General features: G+C 73.9%; 21 protein-coding genes. 4 read left to right on the forward strand and 17 right to left on the reverse strand.

Features of this window, described 5'->3' with window-relative positions; translation table 11 throughout:
* Positions 1-62 precede the first annotated feature (62 nt).
* The 8 genes from KV381_RS05620 to infC form a co-directional block, all read right to left on the reverse strand.
* The gene (locus KV381_RS05620) at positions 63-1,412 is read right to left on the reverse strand and encodes a hypothetical protein (protein WP_030088346.1); all 1,350 of its coding nucleotides are present in this window, start codon (positions 1,410-1,412) and stop codon (positions 63-65) included.
* Positions 1,413-1,827: 415 nt separating this feature from the next.
* A complete protein-coding gene (gene pheT / locus KV381_RS05625) occupies positions 1,828-4,341 on the reverse strand; it encodes a phenylalanine--tRNA ligase subunit beta (RefSeq protein ID WP_030088344.1) in 2,514 nt (837 codons plus the stop codon).
* Positions 4,341-5,480 (reverse strand): phenylalanine--tRNA ligase subunit alpha, encoded by a 1,140-nt coding sequence (pheS, locus tag KV381_RS05630; protein ID WP_030088343.1) that lies wholly within the window; start codon positions 5,478-5,480, stop codon positions 4,341-4,343. The genes pheT and pheS overlap by 1 nt, the downstream gene beginning before the upstream one ends.
* Before the next feature lie 116 nt (positions 5,481-5,596).
* Positions 5,597-6,733 carry a PAS domain-containing sensor histidine kinase gene (locus tag KV381_RS05635; RefSeq protein WP_030088341.1) on the reverse strand — a complete coding sequence of 379 codons (1,137 nt, stop codon included), beginning with the start codon at positions 6,731-6,733 and terminating at the stop codon, positions 5,597-5,599.
* A gap of 230 nt (positions 6,734-6,963) precedes the next feature.
* Positions 6,964-7,809 (reverse strand): RNA methyltransferase, encoded by an 846-nt coding sequence (locus tag KV381_RS05640; protein WP_030088339.1) that lies wholly within the window; start codon positions 7,807-7,809, stop codon positions 6,964-6,966.
* Positions 7,810-7,926: 117 nt separating this feature from the next.
* Positions 7,927-8,310 carry a 50S ribosomal protein L20 gene (rplT, locus tag KV381_RS05645; RefSeq protein WP_003970214.1) on the reverse strand — a complete coding sequence of 128 codons (384 nt, stop codon included), beginning with the start codon at positions 8,308-8,310 and terminating at the stop codon, positions 7,927-7,929.
* A gap of 107 nt (positions 8,311-8,417) precedes the next feature.
* Positions 8,418-8,612, reverse strand: a complete 195-nt coding sequence (rpmI, locus tag KV381_RS05650; protein WP_003970213.1) for a 50S ribosomal protein L35 — start codon at positions 8,610-8,612, stop codon at positions 8,418-8,420.
* Between the two features lie 121 nt (positions 8,613-8,733).
* Complete coding sequence (infC, locus tag KV381_RS05655; RefSeq protein WP_078611302.1) at positions 8,734-9,393, reverse strand: translation initiation factor IF-3; 660 nt, start codon at positions 9,391-9,393, stop codon at positions 8,734-8,736.
* A 404-nt stretch (positions 9,394-9,797) separates the two neighbouring features.
* Between infC and KV381_RS05660 the strand changes: the two genes are divergently transcribed.
* Entirely contained in the window at positions 9,798-10,160 is a 363-nt protein-coding gene (locus KV381_RS05660; protein ID WP_030088332.1) for a DUF1844 domain-containing protein, read from the forward strand.
* An 86-nt stretch (positions 10,161-10,246) separates the two neighbouring features.
* Here the strand turns inward: KV381_RS05660 and KV381_RS05665 are convergent, their stop codons facing one another.
* The 3 genes from KV381_RS05665 to KV381_RS05675 all read right to left on the reverse strand — a co-directional run bounded on the left by KV381_RS05665 (position 10,247) and on the right by KV381_RS05675 (position 12,465).
* Positions 10,247-10,969: an MIP family channel protein gene (locus tag KV381_RS05665; protein ID WP_030088330.1), complete on the reverse strand. Its 723-nt coding sequence runs from the start codon at positions 10,967-10,969 to the stop codon at positions 10,247-10,249.
* Between the two features lie 122 nt (positions 10,970-11,091).
* Positions 11,092-11,820, reverse strand: coding sequence for an SseB family protein (locus KV381_RS05670; protein ID WP_030088328.1), 729 nt, complete (start codon positions 11,818-11,820; stop codon positions 11,092-11,094).
* A 63-nt stretch (positions 11,821-11,883) separates the two neighbouring features.
* Positions 11,884-12,465: a TetR/AcrR family transcriptional regulator gene (locus KV381_RS05675; RefSeq protein ID WP_032791138.1), complete on the reverse strand. Its 582-nt coding sequence runs from the start codon at positions 12,463-12,465 to the stop codon at positions 11,884-11,886.
* Between the two features lie 126 nt (positions 12,466-12,591).
* Between KV381_RS05675 and KV381_RS05680 the strand changes: the two genes are divergently transcribed.
* Positions 12,592-13,539, forward strand: a complete 948-nt coding sequence (locus KV381_RS05680) for a DMT family transporter (RefSeq protein ID WP_030088324.1) — start codon at positions 12,592-12,594, stop codon at positions 13,537-13,539.
* 27 nt (positions 13,540-13,566) lie between these two features.
* On the opposite strand, the gene mycP is transcribed toward KV381_RS05680, so the two are convergent.
* Positions 13,567-14,757, reverse strand: a complete 1,191-nt coding sequence (gene mycP, locus KV381_RS05685) for a type VII secretion-associated serine protease mycosin (RefSeq protein ID WP_030088322.1) — start codon at positions 14,755-14,757, stop codon at positions 13,567-13,569.
* Positions 14,754-15,734, reverse strand: a complete 981-nt coding sequence (locus KV381_RS05690) for a hypothetical protein (RefSeq protein ID WP_256995018.1) — start codon at positions 15,732-15,734, stop codon at positions 14,754-14,756. Before KV381_RS05690 ends, mycP begins: the two co-directional genes overlap by 4 nt.
* A gap of 749 nt (positions 15,735-16,483) precedes the next feature.
* Here KV381_RS05690 and KV381_RS05695 point away from each other — a divergent pair.
* Positions 16,484-17,686 carry an amino acid deaminase/aldolase gene (locus KV381_RS05695; RefSeq protein ID WP_103537441.1) on the forward strand — a complete coding sequence of 401 codons (1,203 nt, stop codon included), beginning with the start codon at positions 16,484-16,486 and terminating at the stop codon, positions 17,684-17,686.
* 30 nt (positions 17,687-17,716) lie between these two features.
* Here the strand turns inward: KV381_RS05695 and KV381_RS05700 are convergent, their stop codons facing one another.
* Both KV381_RS05700 and KV381_RS05705 read right to left on the reverse strand, forming a co-directional pair.
* Entirely contained in the window at positions 17,717-18,661 is a 945-nt protein-coding gene (locus KV381_RS05700; RefSeq protein ID WP_193464082.1) for a DUF2510 domain-containing protein, read from the reverse strand.
* A 58-nt stretch (positions 18,662-18,719) separates the two neighbouring features.
* Positions 18,720-19,655, reverse strand: coding sequence for a LysR family transcriptional regulator (locus tag KV381_RS05705; protein ID WP_103537439.1), 936 nt, complete (start codon positions 19,653-19,655; stop codon positions 18,720-18,722).
* 70 nt (positions 19,656-19,725) lie between these two features.
* Between KV381_RS05705 and KV381_RS05710 the strand changes: the two genes are divergently transcribed.
* Positions 19,726-20,913 carry a TDT family transporter gene (locus tag KV381_RS05710; RefSeq protein WP_218784782.1) on the forward strand — a complete coding sequence of 396 codons (1,188 nt, stop codon included), beginning with the start codon at positions 19,726-19,728 and terminating at the stop codon, positions 20,911-20,913.
* Here KV381_RS05710 and KV381_RS05715 read toward each other — a convergent pair.
* Together KV381_RS05715 and KV381_RS05720 are read right to left on the reverse strand one after the other, a co-directional pair.
* Positions 20,852-21,562, reverse strand: coding sequence for a helical backbone metal receptor (locus KV381_RS05715; protein ID WP_030088313.1), 711 nt, complete (start codon positions 21,560-21,562; stop codon positions 20,852-20,854). The genes KV381_RS05710 and KV381_RS05715 overlap by 62 nt on opposite strands.
* 15 nt (positions 21,563-21,577) lie before the next feature.
* Entirely contained in the window at positions 21,578-22,123 is a 546-nt protein-coding gene (locus KV381_RS05720) for a helix-turn-helix domain-containing protein (protein WP_030088311.1), read from the reverse strand.
* Positions 22,124-22,264: the final 141 nt, after the last annotated feature.

Here is a 22,264-nt window from a genome sequence, read left to right on the forward strand (position 1 = left end):
GGGGTCAACATGCCAGCAGGCTCGGCCGCGGTGGTGAACGAAGGGCGGGGCGTCGGTGGAGCTCACAGAGGCACGCGGAGCGCCTCGTCGATGAGATCGGTGGTCTCGACGGCGTCGGCGCAGCCGCTCGCGGCCAACTCGCCGCGGACCTGCCGCAGCCGGTCGCGCAGCCGCTGGGACTCCATGCCCCGGGCCCGTGTCGCCATTTCGGCAGCTGTACCGGCCGCGCGGTCGGGTTCGCCCTGCAGCAGCTCGATATGGCTCAGCATCGCGAGACGGTGTACGCGCCCCCGGTCGTGCGCCGGGGCGCGCACCGCGGAGGCCGCGTGCTCCCGGGCGGCCGGCAGATCCCCGAGACCGATCAGCGCCTCCGCCACCTGGACGTCGACCAGGCCCGGCTGGACGTACCCCGTCTCGTCCGGCTCCCGGCCGGTGTGGATCCGGCCCGCCTGGGCCTCGGCCCGCCCGATGCAGGCCCGGGCGCTCGCCGCGTCACCGAGCCGGGCGTATGCCTTGGCCTGCATGGCGTGCAGATCGGCGGCGAGCGCGGGGGTGATGTGGGCTCCGGCGGCCCGTAGCGCGGCCTCGGCGAAGGCGATGGAACGGCGGTAGTCGCCGAGGAACAGCGACTGGGTGACCAGCAGGGCGATCACATAGCCGCCGAGCCCCCGGTCCCCGCTGGACTTGGCGAGCCGCAGCGCCTGGTGGAAGTAGCGCTGGGCGAGTCCGTGCGCGTCGGAGTCGTAGGCACAGATGCCGGCCACCGCCACCAGCCCGGCGGTCGCCCGGTGCAGGCTCCGGCCGAGGGCGTCGCTGTAGCCGCCGCGCAGCAGCGGCGCGGCCTCCGCGTTGAGGAAGCGGACGATCCGGGACCTGGTCGCGACGCCGCCCGTCTTGCGGTACATCTGCTCGTAGTGGTCGCGGGCCGCCTTGAGCATCGCTATGTCGGCCGCGCTCACCCGGCCCGGTCCCGGCCGTGAGACATCGGTGTCCTCCGGCGGGTTCTCCCACTCCCAGACCGGCATCACCGCCGGGGTGCCGGTGACGGCGGGCACGGTGGCCAGGTCCGGGCGGCGCTGTTCGTCGGAGCGCCACAGGGCGGTGGCCCGCTCGACGAAGCCGGAGAGGGAGACGGCCTCGGATCCGGTGTCCGCGCCCGGCACGGCAGACGCGCCCATTCCGATGTCGTCGAGCCCGACCGGCCGCCCCAGCCGGCCGGCCAGCACCTCGCAGATCAGGTCGGGCACCTGGCCGCGCGGGCGCTGGCCCTTGAGCCAGCGGGAGACCGCCGTGTGTTCGTACCGCAGGCTCAGACCGCGGGCCAGGCCCGCCCGGTTGACGTGACCGGCGAGGCCCGCGCGGGACATGCCGGCCTCCTCGACCAGAGCTTCGAGCAGGACATTGGGCTCCATCGTCCCCCCAGGTGCGTGTCGCAATGAGCCTAGTGGAGCACGATTCACACGGGGTGTGAACGGAATGCCCGAACCCTCCTGCTGTGCGCTCTGCCGCGCGGATCCCGGGCTCGATTGAATGAGCTCCCTCGCAAGAGGCGGCCGGGTCGTCGGCTCCCCCTCGTAACAGCCCTCGACCCGCACCCGCGCCGTCCGCACTGCTGACCTGCCCGACACTCCGAGGCAGCGCGGACGGCGCCCGGACCGCACGGCCCACTGACCGACGACGAAGGAGGGTGGCTGCGGAACGGCGGCCGGAACCGCGTTCCTCCCGGTTCCCGCCCCGGATCCGGCGTGTGGTCCCTCCGTCGATCGGCGGGACGGAGAAGGGGCGTATCCGGTGGCCGGATACGCCCCTTCTCAACGCCCCGGGGTGTTACGCCCCGCGCAGCACCGCGCCCGTACGCTCGGCGGCCAGGGCCACCGCGCTGTCGCGGGCGGCCGAGGCCTCCTCGACGGTCAGCGTGCGGTCGGCGGCACGGAAGCGCAGCGCGTACGCCAGGGACTTGTTGCCCCCGCCGATCTGCTCGCCGGTGAAGACGTCGAACAGCCGCAGCGATTCGAGGAGTTCACCCGCGCCCTCGCGCAGCGCCCGCTCCACGTCGGCGGCCGGAACGTCCCCGGCGACGACGAGCGCGACGTCCTGGGTCGCCACCGGGAAGGTGGAGATCCGGGGCGCCTGGAGCGCTCCGTCGACGGCCTGTTCCAGGACGTCCAGCTCGACCTCGGCGGCACAGGTCCGCTCGGGCAGGTGGAGCGCCTTGATCACGCGCGGGTGCAGTTCGCCCGCATGTCCGAAGAGGGTCTCCTCGCCGTTCACGCTGACGTACAGCGCGGCGCAGCGGCCCGGGTGCCACGGGGCGTGCTGGTCGGCGCGGACGATGACCTCGACACCGGCCTCCGCGGCGATGGAGCGGGCCGCCTCGACGGCGTCCGCCCAGGTCGCCGGGGTGCCCTTGCCCCACCAGCCGGACTGCTCGCGGGCGCCCGCGAGGACGACGGCGGCGCGGCGCGGCTGACGCGGCAGGGCCGCGTTCAGGCCGGCGATCTCCTCGTCGGTGGGCCGGCGGTCGACGGGCAGCCGTACGGCGGCGGTCTCCTCACCGGTCGGCCGGAAGACCAGACCGGTCTCGAAGAGCGCCAGGTCGTGGCTGCCGCGGCCGTCGTTGCGCCGCAGTGCGCCGAGGAGGCCCGGCAGCAGCGTGGTGCGCAGCGCCGGCTCCTCGTCGGAGATCGGGTTGACCAGCTTGACCGTACGGCGGCGGGCGTCGTCCGCCTCCAGGCCGAGCTGGTCGAGGACCGCGTCGCCGATGAACGGGTAGTTCAGCGCCTCGACGTAACCGGCCCCGGCCAGCGCCCGGCCGATGCGGCGGTGCAGCCGCTGGCGGTCGGTGAGACCGCGCCCGGAGGGGGGCGTGGGCAGGGTGGAGGGCAGGTTCTCGTAGCCCTCCAGCCGGATGACCTCTTCGGCGAGGTCGTTCGGCTCGTTGAGGTCGGGCCGCCAGGACGGGACGGTGACGATCAGCTCGTCCTGCCCGTAGACGTCGCAGCCGACCTCCTGGAGGCGGCGGACGACGGTCTCGCGGCCGTACTCCACACCGGCCACCCGGTCAGGGTGGTTCGCCGGCATCGCGATGGTGCGCGGCGCGTGGGGCGAGGTGATCTCGGTGACCCCGGCCTCGGCGGTACCGCCCGCGAGGAGCACCAGCAGGTCGACCGTGCGCTGCGCCGCTGCCGCGGCGGCCTGCGGGTCGACGCCGCGCTCGAAGCGCTTGGACGCCTCGGAGGACAGCTTGTGGCGGCGCGCGGTGCGGGCGATCGAGATCGCGTCGAAGTGCGCGGCCTCGATGACGACCTCGGTGGTCAGCGCGTGCTCGCCGTCCGCGTCGGCGATCTCGGTGTTGGCGCCGCCCATGACGCCCGCGAGGCCGATCGGCCCGCGGTTGTCGGTGATGACCAGGTCCTCGGCGTCCAGCACGCGCACGGTGCCGTCCAGGGTGGTGAGCTTCTCGCCCTGGGTGGCGCGGCGCACGCCGATCGGCCCGTCGACCCGGGTGCGGTCGTAGGCGTGCAGCGGCTGGCCGAGCTCCAGCATCACGTAGTTGGTGATGTCGACGGCCAGCGAGATCGGCCGCATCCCGGCCTTCTGCAGGCGGCGCTGCATCCAGATCGGGGAGCGGGCCTCGGGCTGGAGACCGGTGACGGTGCGCGCGGTGAAGCGGTCGCAGCCGATCGGGTCGGAGATCTGGACCGGGTAGCCGTACGCGTTCGGCGCGGGCACGTCCAGCAGCGCCGGGTCGCGCAGCGGCAGCCCGTAGGCGGTCGCGGTCTCGCGGGCGACACCGCGCATCGAAAGGCAGTAGCCCCGGTCCGGGGTGACCGCGATGTCGAGGACCTCGTCGACGAGCTGGAGCAGCTCGATCGCGTCGGTGCCGACCTCGTGCTCCGGCGGCAGCACGATGATGCCGTGGGTGCCGTCGTCGCCCATGCCGAGCTCGTCGGTGGAGCAGATCATGCCGTGCGAGGTCTTGCCGTACGTCTTGCGGGCGGCGATGGCGAAGTCGCCGGGCAGGACGGCGCCCGGGAGGACCACGACGACCTTGTCGCCGACGGAGAAGTTACGGGCGCCGCAGACGATCTCCTGCGGTTCGCCGGTGCCGTTGGCGGTGCCGACGTCGACCGTGCAGAAGCGGATGGGCTTCTTGAACCCCTCCAGCTCCTCGATGGTCAGGACCTGTCCGACGACCAGGGGGCCCTTGAGGCCCGCGCCGATCTGCTCGACGGTCTCGACCTCGAGGCCGACGGAGACGAGCTTGGCCTGTACGTCACGGCCGGTCTCCGTCTCCGGCAGGTCGACGTACTCCCGCAGCCAGGAAAGCGGGACGCGCATCAGATCTCCATCCCGAACGGCCGGGTGAACCGGACGTCACCCTCGACCATGTCTCGCATGTCTTCGACGTTGTGGCGGAACATCAGCATCCGTTCGATGCCGAACCCGAAGGCGAATCCGCTGTACTTCCGGGGGTCGACGCCGCAGGCGGTGAGCACCTTGGGGTTGACCATGCCGCAGCCGCCGAGCTCGATCCAGCCCTCGCTGCCGCAGGTGCGGCAGGGGCGGTCCGGGTTGCCGACGGACTCGCCGCGGCAGACGTAGCAGACCATGTCCATCTCGGCGGACGGCTCGGTGAACGGGAAGAAGTTCGGCCGCAGCCGGGTCTTCATGTCCGGACCGAAGAGCGCCTGGACCATGTGGTCGAGGGTGCCCTTGAGGTCGGCCATGGTCAGGCCCTCGTCGACGGCGAGCAGCTCGATCTGGTGGAAGACCGGGGTGTGCGTGGCGTCCAGCTCGTCGGTGCGGTAGACCCGGCCGGGGCAGACCACGTAGACGGGGGGCTTGCGCTCCAGGAGCGAGCGGGCCTGGACCGGGGAGGTGTGCGTACGCAGCACGACACCGGACTCGTCGCCCTCGGTCGCCTTGCCGTCGGGCGTGGTGCCCTGGACGAAGAAGGTGTCCTGCATCTGGCGGGCCGGGTGGTCGGGCACGAAGTTCAGGGCGTCGAAGTTGAACCACTCCGCCTCGACCTCGGGGCCCTCGGCGATCTCGTAGCCCATGGCCACGAAGACGTCGGCGACGCGCTCCATGATGGTCGTCAGGGGGTGGCGGGCGCCGGCCGGGGTGCGGTCGTAGGGCAGCGTGACGTCCACGGCCTCCTCGACGAGCACCCGGGCGTCCCGCTCGGCCTCCAGCTCCGCCTGGCGGGCGGCGAGCGCCTTGGAGACGGCGCCGCGGGCCTGGCCCACGCGCTTGCCCGCCTCGGCCTTGGCCTGCGGGGGCAGGGCGCCGATCTCGCGGTTGGCGAGGGACAGCGGCGAGGTACCTCCGGTGTGCGCGGTCTTCGCCTGGGCGAGCGCGTCGAGGTCACCGGCGGCGGCGAAGGCGGCGAACGCCTCGTCCCGCAGGCGCTCGATCTCTTCCGGTTTCAGTGCCTCGACCTCGACTGGGTCGTACGACTTGTTCGGTGCCGACATCTCTTCCCGTGCTTCCGATTGGCTGGTGGCGCGACCCCGCTCGACGACCGGAGGACGCAAAGGTGCCAAAGGTCGAGTCTAAAGGCCGCAGGACGGTCGGGGCGCCCGTGGGCCGCTCACACCAGGTAGGCGGGCATGCTCACGGGCAGAATAAATCGGAACTCGGCCCCGCCGCCGGGCCCCCGGTCGACGGTGATCGTGCCGCCGTGGGCCTCGACGATGCCCTTGACGATGTAGAGGCCCAGGCCCGTGCCGCCGCGCTTGCTCCCCCGCCAGAAGCGGGTGAAGACACGGCCCATCGACTCCTCGGGGATGCCAGGACCTTCGTCGCTCACGGTGACAGCCGTTCCCATCTCGTCGCACGCACCCGGCGCGGGTGCGGGGGCGATCTCAATGGTGACGGTTCCCTCGCCGTGGCGCACCGCGTTTTCCAGGAGGTTCCCGAGGACCTGGTCGACCTTGTCCGGGTCGGCCCACAGGTCGGGCAGCGGTCCCCGGGTGCGGACGAGGAAGCGCTCGGGGGCCTGGCCGCCCGTGATGAGCGCCTGGATGTGCCGGGCCACGGCGGCGGAGACGTCGACGGGCTGGCGGCGCAGCTCCAGGCGTCCGGAGTCGATGCGGGAGATGTCGAGCAGTTCGGCGATGAGCCGGGTCACCCGGCCCGCGTCGGCGTCGACGGTCTCCAGCATCAGCCGCTTCTGGTCGTCGGTGAACCTCTCCCACTTGGCGAGCAGGGTGGCGGTGAACCCCTTGACGGAGGTCAGCGGGGAGCGCAGCTCGTGGGCGACGGTGGCGATCAGCTCGGCGTGGCTGCGTTCGGTACGCCGGCGGGCCTCGGTACCGCGCAGGGACACGACCACCCGGCGCACCGGACCGGTCGGCCGCTCGCGCACGTAACGGGCGGAGACCAGCACCTCACGGCCGCCGGGCAGCAGCAGGTTGCGCTCGGGCTGGCCGCCCCGGGTGGCGAGTCCGCCGTACGGGTCGGTCAGCGCCCACCAGCGCTTGCCCTTGAGATCCTCCAGCGGGAGGGCGGCCTCCAGGGGGCGGCCGATCGCCTCGGCGCGCGGGGTGGCGGTGATGCGGGCGGCGGCGGCGTTGAAGCAGATGACGTGCCCGCTCTCGTCGGCGACGACGAGACCGTCGGGAAGGTCGTCCGGGTCGACGCCGGCGCCGAGGCCGTCCGGCTCCTCGCCCGCAGCACGTCGTGCGGTGCTGTGCGCCGGTCGCGGCGAGCTCATGCCGACAGCCATCTTCCCGTATCCCCACCTCTCGAACCGGTGCAGTGGGCCCCCGAGTTCGTCACCCTACTAGGCGCTGGTGAACCGGCGACACCCTGTGGGGGCGCGGAGAGGAGTGCGCCGGTGGCAGGGGCGCGGGAATGGCCGGGATCGTGTGCTGACGGGCCGTGAGGGCGGCGCGGTGTCGGAGGCTGTCGGGTGACCTCGGTCCGCTGTCCGGCCCGAGGCCGTCCGACAGCCTCTTACGCGTCGGGGGCGCGCCGCGGCCGCTGCGCGCGGGCGGAGGCGTACAGGCAGACGGCGGCGGCGGTGGCGAGGTTGAGGCTCTCGGCCTTGCCGTGGATGGGGACGCGGACGACGGCGTCGGCGAGCGCCCGGGTCTCCTCGGGGAGTCCCCAGGCCTCGTTGCCGAAGACCCAGGCGGTGGGGGTGCCCATGGTGCCGGCGTCCAGCTCGTCGTCCAGGTCGTCGGCGCCCGCGCCGTCGGCGGCGAGGATGCGCACCCCGGCGTCCCGCAGGCCCTGCACGGCCTGTTCGACGGGGACGCCGACGGCGACGGGCAGGTGGTAGAGCGATCCGACCGAGGCGCGTACGGACTTGGGGTTGTAGAGGTCGACCGAGGCGTCGGTCAGGATCACCGCGTCCGCGCCCGCCGCGTCCGCGCAGCGCAGTACCGTACCGGCGTTCCCGGGGTCGCGGACGTTGGCCAGAACGGCCACCAGGGTGGGCTCGGCGTCGAGGATCTCCTGGAACGGGGTGTCCAGGAAGCGGCAGACGCCGATGAGGCCCTGCGGGGTGACGGTCTGCGAGACGTCGGCGAGGACGTCGTCCCCGGCCAGGTGCACCCGGGCCCCCGCCGCGTGGGCGGCCTCGACGATGTCGGCGTATCGGTCGGCGGCCTCGGGGGTGGCGAACAGCTCGATGAGGGTCGGCTGCCCGTCGCCGCCCCGGTGTGCGGCTGCCTCGCGGACGGCCTGGGGCCCCTCGGCGATGAACCTGCGCTCCTTGCCGCGGAAGTTGCGGCGGGCCAGCCGGCGGGCGGCGGCGACACGCGGGGAGCGCGGGGAGATCAGTTCGGGGGTGCCCATGGTCGGCGGGAGGCCTCTCTGCGTACGGCGGTGGGGGTCAGCGGCAACGCACCGGACCCGCAGGCGGCGGGCGCCTGCGGGTCCGGTTCACGTACTGCCTGGAAGGCGGGGCCTGGATCAGGCGGCCTTCGGGGCGTTGACGTCGCTCGGGAGGGCCTTCTGAGCGACCTCGACGAGGGCGGCGAACGCGTTCGCGTCGTTGACCGCGAGCTCGGCCAGGATCTTGCGGTCCACCTCGATGTTGGCGGCCTTCAGACCCTGGATGAGGCGGTTGTACGTCATGCCGTTCTGGCGGGCAGCGGCGTTGATGCGCTGGATCCACAGCTGACGGAAGTCGCCCTTGCGCTTCTTGCGGTCGTTGTAGTTGTAGACCAGGGAGTGGGTGACCTGCTCCTTGGCCTTGCGGTACAGACGCGAGCGCTGACCGCGGTAGCCGCTGGCGGCTTCGAGGATTGCCCGGCGCTTCTTGTGGGCGTTGACTGCCCGCTTGACGCGTGCCACTTGTTAACTCCTTGTAGCGGGGCCGTGGGTGTCTTCACACGGCCCGGAAACGAATTGGTCCCGGTGTGATCGAGGTCGTGCCTCCGGGGCGAGCCGGAGGCCGAGCCTCACTTGCCGAGAAGCTTCTTGATCTTCTTGGCGTCGGCCGGAGCCACGACGACCGTGCCGGTCAGCGAGCGGGTCTTCTTGGACGACTTGTGCTCGAGCAGGTGGCGCTTGCCGGCCCTCTCGCGGAGCACCTTGCCGGAGCCGGTGATCTTGAAGCGCTTGCTGGCACCGCTGTGCGTCTTGTTCTTCGGCATCGCGCCGTTCTCTCCTCGTCAGTGGCGCCCCTCACGGTGCGGGGCACCGGACTGCAGGGGCGTCAGATCTCTATGGGATTCCGGGATGACCCGGGGGCGCCTGGATGGCGACCCCCGAAGGTCACGCCTCGGAAGGTGTCTCGGCCGGAGCCTCGGCCGCTGCGGCCGGAGCCTCAGCGGTCTCGTCCTCGGACGGTGCGTCGGTCGTGCCCTGACGCTCCGCCTTGCGGGCGGCCTGGGCCTCGCGGGCCTCGGCCATGGCTTCGGTCTTCTTCTTGTGCGGGCCCAGAACCATGATCATGTTCCGGCCGTCCTGCTTCGGGTTGGACTCGATGAAGCCCAGGTCCTCGACGTCCGAAGCGAGACGCTGAAGCAGTCGGAAGCCCAGTTCGGGGCGGGACTGCTCACGACCACGGAACATGATCGTGATCTTGACCTTGTCGCCCTGCTTGAGGAACCGGACGACGTGACCCTTCTTGGTGTCATAGTCGTGCGGGTCGATCTTCGGCCGGAGCTTCATCTCCTTGATGACCGTGTGCGCCTGGTTCTTGCGCGCCTCACGGGCCTTCATGGCCGACTCGTACTTGAACTTCCCGTAGTCCATGAGCTTGCACACGGGCGGACGGGCTGTCGCCGCCACCTCGACCAGGTCGAGGTCATACTCCTGTGCGAGTTCCAGGGCCTTGGCAAGCGGAACAATCCCGACCTGCTCGCCACTGGGACCGACAAGTCGGACCTCGGGAACGCGAATCCGGTCGTTGATGCGGGGCTCGGCGCTGATGGATCCTCCTCGGTAGCACCACGCGACCGCCTGGCGGACAGCCGCGTAACGTCTTGTAACGTCAAGACCAACCGAGCCGGAAGCACAAAAATGCCCCGGACGGGACACAGGCGAGGCTCCAGGAACTACCGGAGCACCGCCGCGGTCAGCCGCGGGGCGCATCGGGCGGCTCCATCGTCCGTACGGAACGATGGGGACCGCCTGACCGGTGACCCGCCGTCCGGTGAGGACGGCCAGGTGGGAGATCGGAGCCTCCACTTGTGGGCCGGGCACATAGGTGTCCGGCCGGTCGTTACACAAGGTTAGCAGCCCGGTCCCTGGTGCGCTAATCCTGCGTCCGCTCCGGCCCTCCGGCCGCCTCCCCGCGCGCGGGGAGGCGGTGGCCTGGCCTTATCGTGTGGGGCATGAGTGACGCGACCCCCAGCAGTGAGAACCCCGGCTTCGACGACATGGCCCGCGACATCGCGGAGGTCCCCGCGGTCGAGGTGATCGTGACGGTCGCCGTCAACCTGATGAGCGCAGCCGCCGTGAAGCTCGGCCTCACGGAGGAGGGCGAGGACCACAAGGACCTCGACGAGGCCCGCAAGCTGGTCCACGCCCTGGCCGGGCTGCTGGACGCGAGCACCACGGAGATCAGCACCTTCCACGCCTCGCCGCTGCGCGACGGCCTGAAGTCGCTCCAGCTCGCCTTCCGCGAGGCCTCGCTGGTGCCGGACGAGCCCGGCAAGGGTCCCGGCGAGAAGTACACCGGCCCGGTCTACGGCTAGCCGCCGCCCCTCCCCCGTACGCCGAGGAGCCCGCCGTCCCCCCGTGGGGCGGCGGGCTCCCGCGCGTGTGCGGGCCGGAAGGGTCCTCAGACCACGGCGTCGGTCTCTTCGGGCTCTTCGGGCAGCACGTTGGGGAAGGGGTGGGTGAGCCGGTGGGCGTAGGCGGCGATCGCTCCGCCGACCAGGGGCGCGATGAGGAACAGCCAGAGCTGGGAGAGGGCCGCGCCGCCAGCGAAGAGCGCCGGGCCCAGGCTGCGCGCCGGGTTGACCGAGGTGCCGGTCAGCGGGATGCCCACCAGGTGGATCGCGGCGAGCGCCAGGCCGATGGGCAGTCCGTCGAAGCCGGTGACCGCCACTTTGTGGGTCACCGCGAGGACGACGTAGACGAGCAGGAAGGTGAGCACCACCTCGGCGAGGAACGCGCCGCCGATGTTGATGCCGACGGCCGACCGGTCGTCGTAGCCGTTGGTGCCGAACTCGCCGCTGGTCTCCAGGCCCGGGATCTGCTTGGCCAGCAGGAACAGCAGGGCCGCGCCGACGATCGCGCCGAGGATCTGGGCCACCCAGCGCTCGACGGCCGCACGGAGGTCGATCCGGCCGGCCATCAGCATGCCCAGCGTCACCGCGGGGTTGACATGGCAGCCGGAGATCGGGCCGAGCGCGTAGGCGAGCGCGAGGAGGGTGAAGCCGAAGGTGAGGGCGATGCCCACCGTGCCGAGGTATTCGACGGCGACCACCGCGGACCCCACGGCGAAGAACACCAGCAGCAGGGTGCCGAGGAACTCTGACGCCACGATCCGCGTCTTCATGCAACCACCTCGCGAGCTCGGTCGATCGGCCGGATTTCTCCGGATTCCCGATCATTCTCACGGCGGTGGGCGCTTCGCGCTCGTCGGGCCGGGAAGGCCGGACCCCGCCCGCCCCGGACGCGTCAGCGGACGAAGAGGGGCTCGCCCGGGGTGGCCGTGCCGGCGGGGAGGAGGGCCAGGTCCAGGCCGTTCACCAGCCGGGCCCGCAGCACCTCGCTGACCGCCAGCGCACCGGCGATGCGGCGGGCCGCCTCGGCGGGCACCGCGTCCGGGGCGAGCACCAGGGCGAGGGTGCCGTCCGCGCTGCCGGGCCCGAGGTGGGCGCGGACCACGGCGGGGTCGGCGGCCACGGTCTCCCGTACGGCCTCGATGACGGCGGGGTCCTGGAGCGGGTCGGTGGAGGCGCGGTTCTCGGCGAGGGCCAGCAGCGCCTGGCCGCTCAGCTCGAAGGCGACGGGCCCGGCGAGGTCCAGCACGACGGTGTCGGCCTTCTCGTGGGCGGCGGCCTGGAGCGCCTGGTGCAGCGGTACGGCGACGGGGCGCGCCTCCGGGTCCCAGAGCGCCAGCGAGGCGGTCGAGGTGAAGGCGGGCAGCGCGCGCCGGTCGCCGGCCCGGAGGGTGGGCACGGCCATGTCGCTGGTCTTCTCGCGCCGGAGGCCGTTCTCGTCCTCCTCGACCTCGCCGAGGACGGCGACGACGGGGACCAGGAGCCGGGCGCCCTGAAGTGCCGCGAGGACCGGGCCGACGGCGCCGCGGTCCCGGGACCAGGCGTCCAGGGCCCTGGTCAGGGCGGGGGACGCCGAGCCGTCGTCGTCGGAGAAACCGGGGTCCGGGATGTTCTTGAGCTCCACGGGACGAGGGTAGTGCCTGACCCCTCGCCGCCTGCCCGCAGGTGGCGGGTGGCCGGCGGGGGCTCAGCTCCCGGTCGCCCCGGCCAGCAGGGCGCGCGCCTCGTCGCGGGCGTGGGCGAGCGGGTCGGGGAAGACCTTCAGCCCGTGGGCGACCAGGGCCCCTTCGTGCAGCAGCATGAGCGTCCGGCCCAGCCGGTCGGCGGCGTCGGGGTCGATGCCGCCGGCGTCCCGGGCGAGCCCGGTGAAGAGCTCCAGCATCCACCGCTTCTGCCCGGTGATCACCGCGTGCGCCGGGTGGGCCGGGTCGCTGATCTCGGCGTGGGCGTTGACCATGCTGCACCCCTTGGAGCCGTGGTCCGCCATCCAGGCGCGCGAGGCGTCGAAGACGGCCAGGATCCGCGCGGCCGGGGTGGCCCGGGGGGCCGGGACGGCGTCGAGGCGCTCGGCGAGGAAGGCACGCCAGCGTTCGTCGCGGTCGGCGAGGTACTCCACGACGATCTGCTCCTTGGAGCCGAAGCGGTCGTAGAGCGTCTTCTTGGTCACCCCGGCCTCGGCGGCGATCAGGTCCACCCCGACGGCATGGATGCCCCGCTCGTAGAACAGCCGCTCGGCGGCCGCGAGGGCCCGTCGCGCGGCGGGCGTCATGGCGACCCGCCGCGGCCCGTCCGACGAGCCCGTACTCACTTCTCTGCCCGTACCCATGGCGACGAGTATACCGATCTGTATAGTCGAGAGCAGGTATACCGATCTGTTTAGCGAGGTGCGTACGTCATGAACGTCCTGCTTCCGGTCGCCTTCGTGCTGTGCTGGAGTTCCGGGTTCATCGGGGCGAAGCTCGGCGCCGGGAGCGCGTCCGCGCTCACGATCCTGATGTGGCGGTTCCTGCCGCTGACGGTCGTCCTGGTCGCGGTCGCGGTGACCGTGGCACGGGCCTCCTGGCGGGGGCTGGGGGTACGGGACGTGGCCCGGCAGAGCGTGATCGGCGCGCTGTCGCAGAGCGGCTATCTGCTGACCGTCTACTACGCGATCCAGCTCGGGGTCTCCACGGGCACCACGGCCCTGATCGACGGGGTCCAGCCGCTGGTAGCGGGGGCGCTGGCCGGACCGCTGCTGCGCCAGTACGTCACCGCCCGGCAGTGGCTCGGTCTGTGCCTGGGGGTGAGCGGGGTCGCCGTGGTCACGCTGGCCGACGCCTCGGCCGCCGCCGGGGTGGCCTGGTGGGCCTACGCCCTGCCGTTCGTCGGCATGCTGGCGCTGGTGGCCGCCACCTTCCTGGAGAGCCGTTCCGCCACCCGGGTGGCTCCCTCGGTGTCGCTGACCGTCCACTGCGCCGCCAGCACCGTGATCTTCACCGCGCTCGCCGTCGGTACCGGGACCGCGCTGCCGCCCGCCGAGCTCGCGTTCTGGGGCGCGGTCGGCTGGCTGGTGGTGCTGTCCACCTTCGGCGGGTACGGGCTGTACTGGCTGATCCTGCGGCGCTCGGGCGTCACCGCGGTCAACACGCTCATGTTCCTGATGGCCCCGGTCACAGCGGTCTGGGGCGCCCTGATGTTCGGGGAGCCGTTCGGGCCGCGGACCGCGCTCGGTCTGGCCCTCGGCCTGGTGGCGGTGGTCGTGGTGCACCGGGGGGCCGCCGCGCCGCGAGGTGACGGACCCGCCGGGGAGCCGGAGCCGGGCGCGCGCGACCGGGCGGAAGCCCTGCCCGGGGCGGGGCGGTGAGGCCGTGAGGCCGTGGTCCGGCCGGGCTCAGCGGCGGCCGGAGGCGTTCCGGCCGCGCCACAGGACGACGGCGGCCGCCAGCAGCACCGCGCCGAGGCCGCCGGCGAGCGGAGCCGCCCAGTTGACCGTTCCGTCGGCGACCGGCGCCGGGTCCGGGCCGTCGCCGAAGTACCGCCCGCGATGTCCGGCCGGGGCGGCCTTGGCGTCCAGGTCGCCCGCGGCGGCCGGGCGCAGCCGGGAGCCCGCCTCGATGGCCTCCGCCGGGTCGACGATGCCGTAGCCGCGGGCGTCGTCGCGGCCCTGGGCGGGGGCGTCGCGGGCGGTGTCGGCGAGCAGCTTCTTGATCTGGGCCGGGCCGAGACCGGGGTGGGCGGCACGGACCAGGGCGACCGCGCCGGAGACGAACGCGGCGGCGGCCGAGGTGCCCCACTCGATGTAGTAGTGCCCGTCCGGGTTGGCGACCACGATGTCGACGCCGGGGGCGCTGACGGTAGCGTACCAGCGGCGGGTGGAGAACGAGGCGTGGGTGCCGTACTCGTCGACGGCGGCGACCGCGATCACTCCGGGGTACGCGGCGGGGTAGGAGATCCGGTCCCCCTTCTCGCCGCCGTTGCCCGCCGATGCGACCACGGGGATGCCCTTGGACAGGGCGTACTGGATGGCCTCGTCCTCGCCGGGGTCGGGGTGGGCGGACTTGCTGTCGTCGCCGAGCGAGAGGTTGATGACGTCCGCGCCGTTGTCGGCGGCCCAGCGGATGCCGTCGGCGAGGGCGGTTCCGCGCGACTTGCGGGCCTTGGCGCGGGCCGGGTCCTTGGACTCCAGGATCACCCGGACCGGCAGGATCCGGGCCTCGGGGGCGATGCCGAGGATGCCGTCGGTGCGGCCGGGGCCGTTGCCGCGTCCGGCGATGATGCCGGCCATCGCGGTGCCGTGCAGGGCCCAGGAGGAGTCGCCCCGGGCCGCGCCGAAGCCCACGAGGTCCTTGCCGGGGAGCACCTGGCCCGTGAGGTCGGGGTGGGCGTCGTCGACCCCGGTGTCCAGGACGGCGACGGTGACGCCCTGGCCCCGGGTGGTCTGCCAGGCCCGGTCCGTGTGCAGGGCCTTCAGGGCCCACTGCTGGTCGCGGATGGCGTCCGCCCGGGCCGGTGCGGCGGGGGTGAGGACCAGGACGGCGGCGGCGCAGACCGCGGCGAGGACGCGGTGGGGTCGTCGGGTCATCCGGGCCGCTCCGTGAGTTCGGCGACGGCTGTGCGCAGTCCGCGCTCCACCCGGTCCGCGATGCCCTTCGCCTCGTGGCCGAGCCCGGCCTGGGCGACGTCCGTCGTCGCGCCCGGCGCCATGGCGTCGGGGGCGGGCTGCGGTTCGGCGACGGGGCGGCCGTCCGCGAAGCCGGAGACGGCGAGGACGACGACCGGGATCTCGGTGAGCGGGTTGACCGTCCAGCTGGCGCGCTGCTGGTCGCCGAAGGCGGCCGCGGGGGTGCCCTCGGGGGCGTACGTACGCGGCATGAGGTCCTTGCGCGCGCCGAGCTTCTGCTCGGTGAACCGGGTGCGCAGGGCCTGCATGCCCGGCGCGTCGGCCTCGGTGAAGACCAGGGACACGGTGGTGACGGCGGAGCGGGTGGCGTCGGTGTAGGTGGCGCGCACCAGCCGTTCGCAGCCGACGGACCGGAGCGTGGTCAGGAGCAGCGGGTCGAGTCCGGCGGTGCAGGTGCTGTCGGCGGCGACGGCGAGCCGGGTCCAGGTGCGGTGGGTGGAGCCGGGGCCCGCGCCCCTGCCCTGGAGGGTGCGCGGGAACAGCGTGTCGACGGGGACGCTGTGCCAGGCGTCGCGGGCGGCGGTGTACGGGTTCCGGGTGGTCTCGGCCGAGGAGTCGCCGGTCAGCCAGGCCCCGGTGGCCGCCCCGCCGATCAGCCCGAGCCCGAGCACGACGCAGGCGGCGGCCGTGACGGTACGCCACCGCTGCCGGGGCCGGACCGGCCGCAGCCGGGTGGTGGTCTCGGCGGGCGTCTCCGGACAGCCGTAGCGGACCGGCGCCCGGTAGCCGCCGGGGGGCGGCGGAACGGCTCCCGGCGCGGGCGTCAGGTCGACGGCCCCGACGGGCCTGCGCCGGGTGACGGGCGGCGTCGGACTCGCGGTGGGCGGCGCTGGGTGTGCGGGGCTTGTGGGTGGCGGTACGGGTGCGGCTGCGGGCATGGGCCGCAGTCCGGGCGGGGCCTGCGGGGCGGAGGTTGCCGGTGGGGCCTGCGGGGCTCGCGGGGCCGACGGGGCGGTCCTGGCCTGCAGGGTGAAGTGGGCCGGCGGGCCCTGCGGGGCCGGGGCGGCGGAACGGGCCGGAGGGGCCTGCTGGGCCGGGCGGGACGGTGAGGCCTGTGGGGCCTGCACGGCGCCCGGGGCGGAAGCAGCCGAAGCTCCCGGACGGGTCGGCGAGCCCTGCGGAGCCGGCGGGGTCTGCCGGGCCGGGGCTGGAGCCGGTGAGGGGGCCGACGGAACGGCCGCGCCCCGCGGGGCCGTGGCCGCCGGGCGGGTCGGGGGCGCGGTCGCGGGGGCCGGAGACGCAGAGGCGGGCGTCGCCGGTGCCGAAGCGCGCCCCGCAGGCGCGGAGGCCGGTGCTGACGCGTGCTGCGCCGGAGGTGCCGAAGCGGGGGCCGCGGGCGCGGGGACGGAGGCGTTCGGAGAGGGCGCGGGTGGGGCCGTCGGAGGGGTTGTCGGGCGGGGCGGCACAGGGGCGGGCTGTGCTTCGGTACTCATCCGGCCCCCTGCTCACACGTCCTCGTACCGACCACGGATCACCGCCGCTGACAGGCCCGTTGGTGCTCGCGTGCAGGTCACTCTACGGGCTGCGGGCGGGCGGCGGGGAACAGGATGCCCCGGTCGGCGGAGGATCTGTCCTGATCGTCCCGTCCCCCTACCCAGCCGTAGCGGCTCTCTGGCAAGCTGCGGCCATGACTGCCCGTGCCGCTGACCGGACCCGGTACAACCGGGCCACCGCCCATCTCGACGCCCCGATCGCGATCGTCGATCTGGACGCGTTCGACGCCAACGCCGACGACCTGGTGCGGCGGGCGGGCGGGAAGCCCATCCGGGTGGCCAGTAAGTCCGTGCGGTGCCGGGCGCTGCTGGAGCGGGTGCTCGCGCGGCCCGGGTTCGCCGGGATCATGTCGTACACGCTGGCGGAGTCGCTGTGGCTGGCCCGGGCCGGGTTCGACGACGTACTGCTCGCCTATCCGTCGGCCGACCGGAGCGCGTTCGCCGAGCTGGCCGCCGATCCGAAGCTGGCCGGGGCCGTGACCGTGATGGTCGACGACCACGCCCAGCTGGAGCTGATCGACGCCTCCCGGGCGGGCGGGCAGGAGGAGATCCGGGTCTGCCTGGAGCTGGACACCTCGCTGCGGATGCTGGGCGGCCGGGTGCGGATCGGGGCGCTGCGCTCGCCGCTCCGCTCCCCCGCGCAACTCGCCGAGCTGGCCCGTTCGGTGGCCCGCAGGCCGGGCTTCCGGCTGGTGGGGCTGATGGCGTACGAGGGGCATGTCGCCGGGGTCGGCGACGCGCTGGCGGGGCGGCCGCTGCGGTCCCGGGCGATCCGGCTGATGCAGTCGGCCGCCCGCAAGGAGCTGGCGGTGCGCCGGGCCGAGGTCGTGCGGGCCGTCCGGGCGGTCGTGCCGGATCTGGAGTTCGTGAACGGCGGTGGCACCGGCAGTGTGCAGCACACCGCCGCCGAGGCCGCGGTGACGGAGATCGCGGCCGGTTCGGGGCTGTACGTGCCCCGGCTGTTCGACAACTACACGTCGTTCACCGGCCGCCCGGCCGCCCTGTTCGCCCAGCCCGTGGTGCGCCGGCCCGGCGTGGGCGTGGTGACGGTGCTCGGGGGCGGCTATCCGGCGTCCGGCGCGGCCGGTGCGGACCGCTCGCCGGTGCCGTATCTGCCGGAGGGACTGCGCTACGACGTGCAGGAGGGCGCGGGCGAGGTGCAGACGCCGCTGCTGGGCTCGCCCGCCGACGACCTGCTGATCGGCGACAAGGTCTGGTTCCGGCACGCCAAGGCCGGGGAGCTGTGCGAGCGCTTCGACGCGCTGCACCTGATCGAGGGCGACCGGGTCACGGCGAGCGTTCCGACGTACCGGGGCGAGGGGCAGACCTTCCTCTGACCGCCGCTCCCCCGGCGGCCCCGGCGGCGGTCAGGGGCCGACGGATGCGCCCACGCCGCCGCTCGTCGCGCTGTCGCCGAGCGGACGGATGCCCTTGGTGATCGTGTCCATCAGCGAGAGCGGCAGGTCGTCGACCCCGGCGTCGAAGGCGAACCGGACGATCACCGGGATCTCGGCGCCCACCGACGAGGGGAAGACGACGGACTGCACGTATCCGCCGGGCCCCTTGCCGGTGGTGACCTGCCAGCGCACCAGATAGCCGGTGCGGCCGGCGACGGACAGCTCCTGCGCCCTGAGCACCTTGTGGGAGGTGATGCCGCCGTGGAGGCGGCGGCCGATGGCGTCCTCCTCGTAGGCCTTGTCGGCCGCGGTGACGATGTCGGCCTCGGCCAGGGCCTTGGGGTCGGTCTCCGCGCTCCTGGCCGTATGGGTGGTGACCGTGCCGTGGTAGCAGAACGAGGCGGCTCCGGGGCAGTCGTAGGACTGTTCGGTGCGGAGGGTGGGGACGTCCTCGGTGGTGCTCTCCGGCTTCTCCCAGCCCTCGGGCACCGGCAGCGTGACCCCGTTGAGCTGGTCGACGAGGACGGACGGGTCCGCGTCCGGCTCGGGCTCGGCGGAGGTCGTGGCGGTGGCGGTGGGGCTGGTGACGGGGGCCGGGGTCGAGGTGGTCGTCGTCGGGGCCGCGGGCGTACCGCTGTCGTCGCGGCCCAGCAGGATCGCGCCGGTGACGGCCGCGCCGAGGACCAGCACCCCGGAGAGCGTGATCGCCAGGACCTTCGTACGGCTGCCGCCGCCGGATCCGTCGTGCGGGTCGCGCTGGTGCGGGAGCGGAAGCGACGGCGGGCCGAAGCCCTCCGGGGCGGCGGGGGCGGCGAGCGGGCGGGTGTGCGCGGTCCAGGCCGTGCCGTCCCACCAGCGCTCGGTGCCGGGTGCGCCCGTGTCCGGATACCAGCCGGGCGGCGTCGCGTAGCTCATGCCCACACTCTAGAGTCCGGCTCCGGCCCGGTCGCGGGGGTTCCCGGCCTTCTCCGGGTCAGGCGTCCCGGCCGGTCAGGGACAGCAGATCGCGGGCCGGGCCGGTGGGGCGGTGGCCGCCGGGCCAGACGGCGCGCAACTGGCGGCGCAGCCGTACGCCCGCGACGGGGACCTTGACGAGGCGGCGGGAGGACAGCTCCTCGCCGAGGGCGAGTTCGCTCAGGACGCAGGGGCCCGCGCCGCTCTCCGCCGCGCCCTTGGCCGCCGTGGTGGAGGAGAGCTCCAGCAGGGGCTGGGCCAGTCCGCCGTGCACGGCGAGCGCGGCGTCCAGGACCTGGCGGGTGCCGGAGCCGTGTTCGCGCAGGATCAGCGGGGTGGCGGCGAGTTCGCCGGGCAGCAGCGGGGTGCGGCGGCGGGCCCAGGGGTGGCCGGGGGCGACCACGACGACGAGGCGGTCGTGGGCGATGACGGTGCCGTCGAGGCCTTCCGGTATCGACAGGCCCTCGACGAAGCCGAGGTCGGCCTCGCCGGTGACCAGTCGGCGGGCGACGGCGGCGGAGTTGCCGACGAGCAGCGAGACCGCGGTGTCCGGCCGTTCGGCGCGCAGGGCGATCAGCCAGCCCGGCAGCAGGTATTCGGCGATCGTCATGCTGGCGGCGACCCGCAGCCGGGAGTCGCGGCGGTCGCGCAGCGCCTGGGTGCCCGCGTCGAAGGCCTCGGCCGCCTCGACGACCCGGCGCGCCCAGTCGGTGACCAGCGCTCCCGCGTCGGTGAGCCGGGAGCCGCGCGGGGAGCGGTCCAGCAGGGCGACGCCGAGCTGTCGTTCCATGGACCGGACGCGGCTGGAGGCGGCGGGCTGGGTGATGCCGACGTCCTTGGCGGCCCGGCCGAGGCTGCCGTGCCGGGCGACGGCGAGCAGCAGCTCCAGCGCCCCCAGGTCGGGGACCCGGTGCGCGAGGGGGATGCGGGGTGTGTGCACGTCGTCGCCGGTCATCAAGCCAGCTTATGACCTCATAGGAACGGGGTCCCTGGTGGGCGGTGGCCCCGCCGCCAAGAATCGTGGCATGGCCATCTTTCCGCAGACCCGGACCGCCGTACCGCCCCTTCCCGTCGCTCTTCCCCCGCGGGGGGCGGACGACCGGCCGGGCGTACGGCGGCTGCCGTCCCTGCGGCACATCGGCCCGAACTGGTACGCGAGCGTCATGGGCACCGCGATCGTCGCGAGCGCCGGCGCGGTGCTGCCGGTGGACGTTCCGGGTCTGCGCGCCGCGTGCACCGTCGTGTGGGCGCTGTCGGCCGTGCTGCTGGTGGCCGTGCTCACCGCGCGGGCCGGGCACTGGCTCTGCCATCGAGACCAGGCCCGTACCCATCTGCTGGACCCGGCCGTCGCCCCGTTCTACGGCTGTCTGTCGATGGCTCTGATGGCCGTCGGCGGGGCCACGCTGACGGTGGGCGTGGACGTGGTGGGTGCGCGGGCGGCGCTCGCGGTGGACGTGGTGCTGTTCGTGGCGGGTACGGCGGTGGGTCTGGTCGCGGCCGTGGTGGTGCCGTATCTGATGGTCGTCCGCCACCGCCCCGCGCCCGGGACCGCGTCGCCGGTCTGGCTGCTGCCGCTGGTCGCGCCGATGGTGTCCGCCTCGCAGGGCGCGCTGCTGGTGCCGCACCTGGGGGCCGGGCAGGGGCGTGAGGCGCTGCTGCTCGCCTGCTACGCGATGTTCGGTCTGTCGTTGCTGGCCACCCTGGTGGTGCTGCCGCTGGTCTTCTCGCGGCTGGTCCACCACGGTCCGCTGCCGCTCGCGCTGACCCCGACGCTGTTTCTGGTGCTGGGGCCGCTCGGGCAGTCGACGACCGCCGTGAACCAGCTGGCCGATGGCGCCCCGGGGGCGGTCGGGGCTCCTTACGCCTCCGCGTTCGGCGCGTTCGCCGTGCTGTACGGGGTGCCGGTGATGGGTTTCGCGCTGCTGTGGCTGGCGCTGGCGGCCGCGATGGTGGTGCGGGCCGCGCGGCACGGGATGGGGTTCGCGATGACGTGGTGGGCGTTCACCTTCCCCGTCGGTACGTGTGTGACGGGCGCGGCGGGTCTGGCGCGGCACACCGGTCTGGACGCTCTGACCTGGCTGGCGGTGGCTCTGTACGTGTTCCTGGTGGTGGCGTGGGCGGCGGCCGGGGCGCGGACGGCGCTCGGGGTGGTCAGCGGAGCGCTGACGGCAGCGCCCGTGCCGCCTCGGTCAGCGACGGCCCGTACCAGGTGAGCAGCCGCCCGTCGACGAGTGCGGCGGGCAGGGCGGGGAAGGCCTCGGGCCCGTCGTCCGCGGTGAAGCGGTAGGGCTCGTCGGGCAGCACGATCAGCTCGGCCCCGGAGGCGTTCAGCTCGTCGACGGGGACGCGCGGGTAGCGCTCGGGGTGGTCTGCGTACACGTTGCGGACGCCGAGGCGGGCGAGGAGGTCCCCGGCGAAGGTGTCGCGGCCGAGCACCATCCAGGGCCGGCGCCAGATCGGTACGGCGGCGGGGCGCGGGCTTCCGGCGGGCGCGGGCAGGGCGGCCCAGGCGGCCTCGGCCTCGTCCAGCCAGCGGGGCCGGGTGAGCCCGCAGCAGTCGACGAGGACGCGGTGGAGCTCGGCGAAGGCCTGGTCCAGGGTGCGGACCTCGGTGACCAGGACGTCGATGCCGGCGGCCCGGAGCGCGGCGAGGTCGGGGGCGCGGTTCTCCTCCTCGTTGGCGATCACGAGGTCGGGGGCGAGGGCGGTGATCGCGGCCACGTCCGGGTTCTTGGTGCCGCCGATCCGGGCGGCGGCGAGGTCCGCCGGGTGGGTGCACCAGTCGGTGACGCCGACGAGCAGTCCGGGCGCGGTGGCGGCGACGGCCTCGGTGAGCGAGGGGACCAGGGAGACGACGCGCACGGGCACTCCAGGCGTTCAGCGGCGCGAGTCGAAGGTGGCGTCGATGTGTTCGGCCACCGAGACGACGAGCAGCCGGGTGGCGGGCACGGTGGCGCGCCAGCGGTGGCGGACCCCGCCGGAGAGGAACAGGGTGTCGCCGCTCTCCAGCCGGTGCACCTGGCCCTCGGCCTCGACGTCGACCGCGCCCGCGACGACGTACATCAGTTCGTCGTTGCGGTGCTGGAACTCGCGCCCGAGGTCCGGCTCGCCGGTGAACTCCAGGGCGCTGAGCTGATGCCGGCCGCGCACCAGCCGGCGTACGCCCTCGCCCTCCTCGGCCCGGACGACGTCCACGGCGCGCGCGGAGTCGGCGGCGGCGTGGAGCTTCTTGGTGGTGGTCTCCAGCGCTTCGGCGACCCGGTCGAGGGAGCGGGCGCTGGGGCGGGCCCGTTCGTTCTCGATCTGGCTGAGGAAGGGCACGGAGAGGCCGCTGCGCTCGGCGACCGCGGCCAGGGTGAGCCCCAGGGTTCTGCGCCGTCGGCGGACGGCGGCGCCCACCCGCGGTGTGTCCTTGTCGTCCATGTCCCAGCTCCCTCCCGCCCCCGCCATCCTCCCGGTTGCCAGCACCTTACGCACATGGTTGCGCACGACGTCCGGTAAACGACCTCCGGGCAGCCGGAAGGGGTGGCCCCGCCCGACGGCGGGGGCCACCCCTTTCGACCT

Origin of the sequence: Streptomyces sp. WY228 (assembly GCF_019287315.1) — a bacterium.
GTDB lineage: Bacteria > Actinomycetota > Actinomycetes > Streptomycetales > Streptomycetaceae > Streptomyces > Streptomyces caviscabies.

Bases quoted from the DNA above. Each gene is read 5' to 3' on its own strand.
- KV381_RS05675 (WP_032791138.1), bottom strand. From the start codon at position 12,465: ATGACGCCCGCCGCGCGACGGGCCCTCGCGGCCGCCGAGCGGCTGTTC.
- pheS (WP_030088343.1), bottom strand. From the start codon at position 5,480: ATGTCGGCACCGAACAAGTCGTACGACCCAGTCGAGGTCGAGGCACTG.
- KV381_RS05665 (WP_030088330.1), bottom strand. From the start codon at position 10,969: ATGAAGACGCGGATCGTGGCGTCAGAGTTCCTCGGCACCCTGCTGCTG.
- pheT (WP_030088344.1), bottom strand. From the start codon at position 4,341: ATGCGCGTCCCGCTTTCCTGGCTGCGGGAGTACGTCGACCTGCCGGAG.
- KV381_RS05640 (WP_030088339.1), bottom strand. From the start codon at position 7,809: ATGGGCACCCCCGAACTGATCTCCCCGCGCTCCCCGCGTGTCGCCGCC.
- KV381_RS05710 (WP_218784782.1), top strand. From the start codon at position 19,726: ATGGCCATCTTTCCGCAGACCCGGACCGCCGTACCGCCCCTTCCCGTC.
- mycP (WP_030088322.1), bottom strand. From the start codon at position 14,757: ATGACCCGACGACCCCACCGCGTCCTCGCCGCGGTCTGCGCCGCCGCC.
- KV381_RS05690 (WP_256995018.1), bottom strand. From the start codon at position 15,734: ATGCCCGCAGCCGCACCCGTACCGCCACCCACAAGCCCCGCACACCCA.
- KV381_RS05680 (WP_030088324.1), top strand. From the start codon at position 12,592: ATGAACGTCCTGCTTCCGGTCGCCTTCGTGCTGTGCTGGAGTTCCGGG.
- KV381_RS05660 (WP_030088332.1), top strand. From the start codon at position 9,798: ATGAGTGACGCGACCCCCAGCAGTGAGAACCCCGGCTTCGACGACATG.
- KV381_RS05635 (WP_030088341.1), bottom strand. From the start codon at position 6,733: ATGGCTGTCGGCATGAGCTCGCCGCGACCGGCGCACAGCACCGCACGA.
- KV381_RS05695 (WP_103537441.1), top strand. From the start codon at position 16,484: ATGACTGCCCGTGCCGCTGACCGGACCCGGTACAACCGGGCCACCGCC.
- KV381_RS05700 (WP_193464082.1), bottom strand. From the start codon at position 18,661: ATGAGCTACGCGACGCCGCCCGGCTGGTATCCGGACACGGGCGCACCC.
- KV381_RS05720 (WP_030088311.1), bottom strand. From the start codon at position 22,123: ATGGACGACAAGGACACACCGCGGGTGGGCGCCGCCGTCCGCCGACGG.
- KV381_RS05620 (WP_030088346.1), bottom strand. From the start codon at position 1,412: ATGGAGCCCAATGTCCTGCTCGAAGCTCTGGTCGAGGAGGCCGGCATG.
- KV381_RS05705 (WP_103537439.1), bottom strand. From the start codon at position 19,655: ATGACCGGCGACGACGTGCACACACCCCGCATCCCCCTCGCGCACCGG.
- rpmI (WP_003970213.1), bottom strand. From the start codon at position 8,612: ATGCCGAAGAACAAGACGCACAGCGGTGCCAGCAAGCGCTTCAAGATC.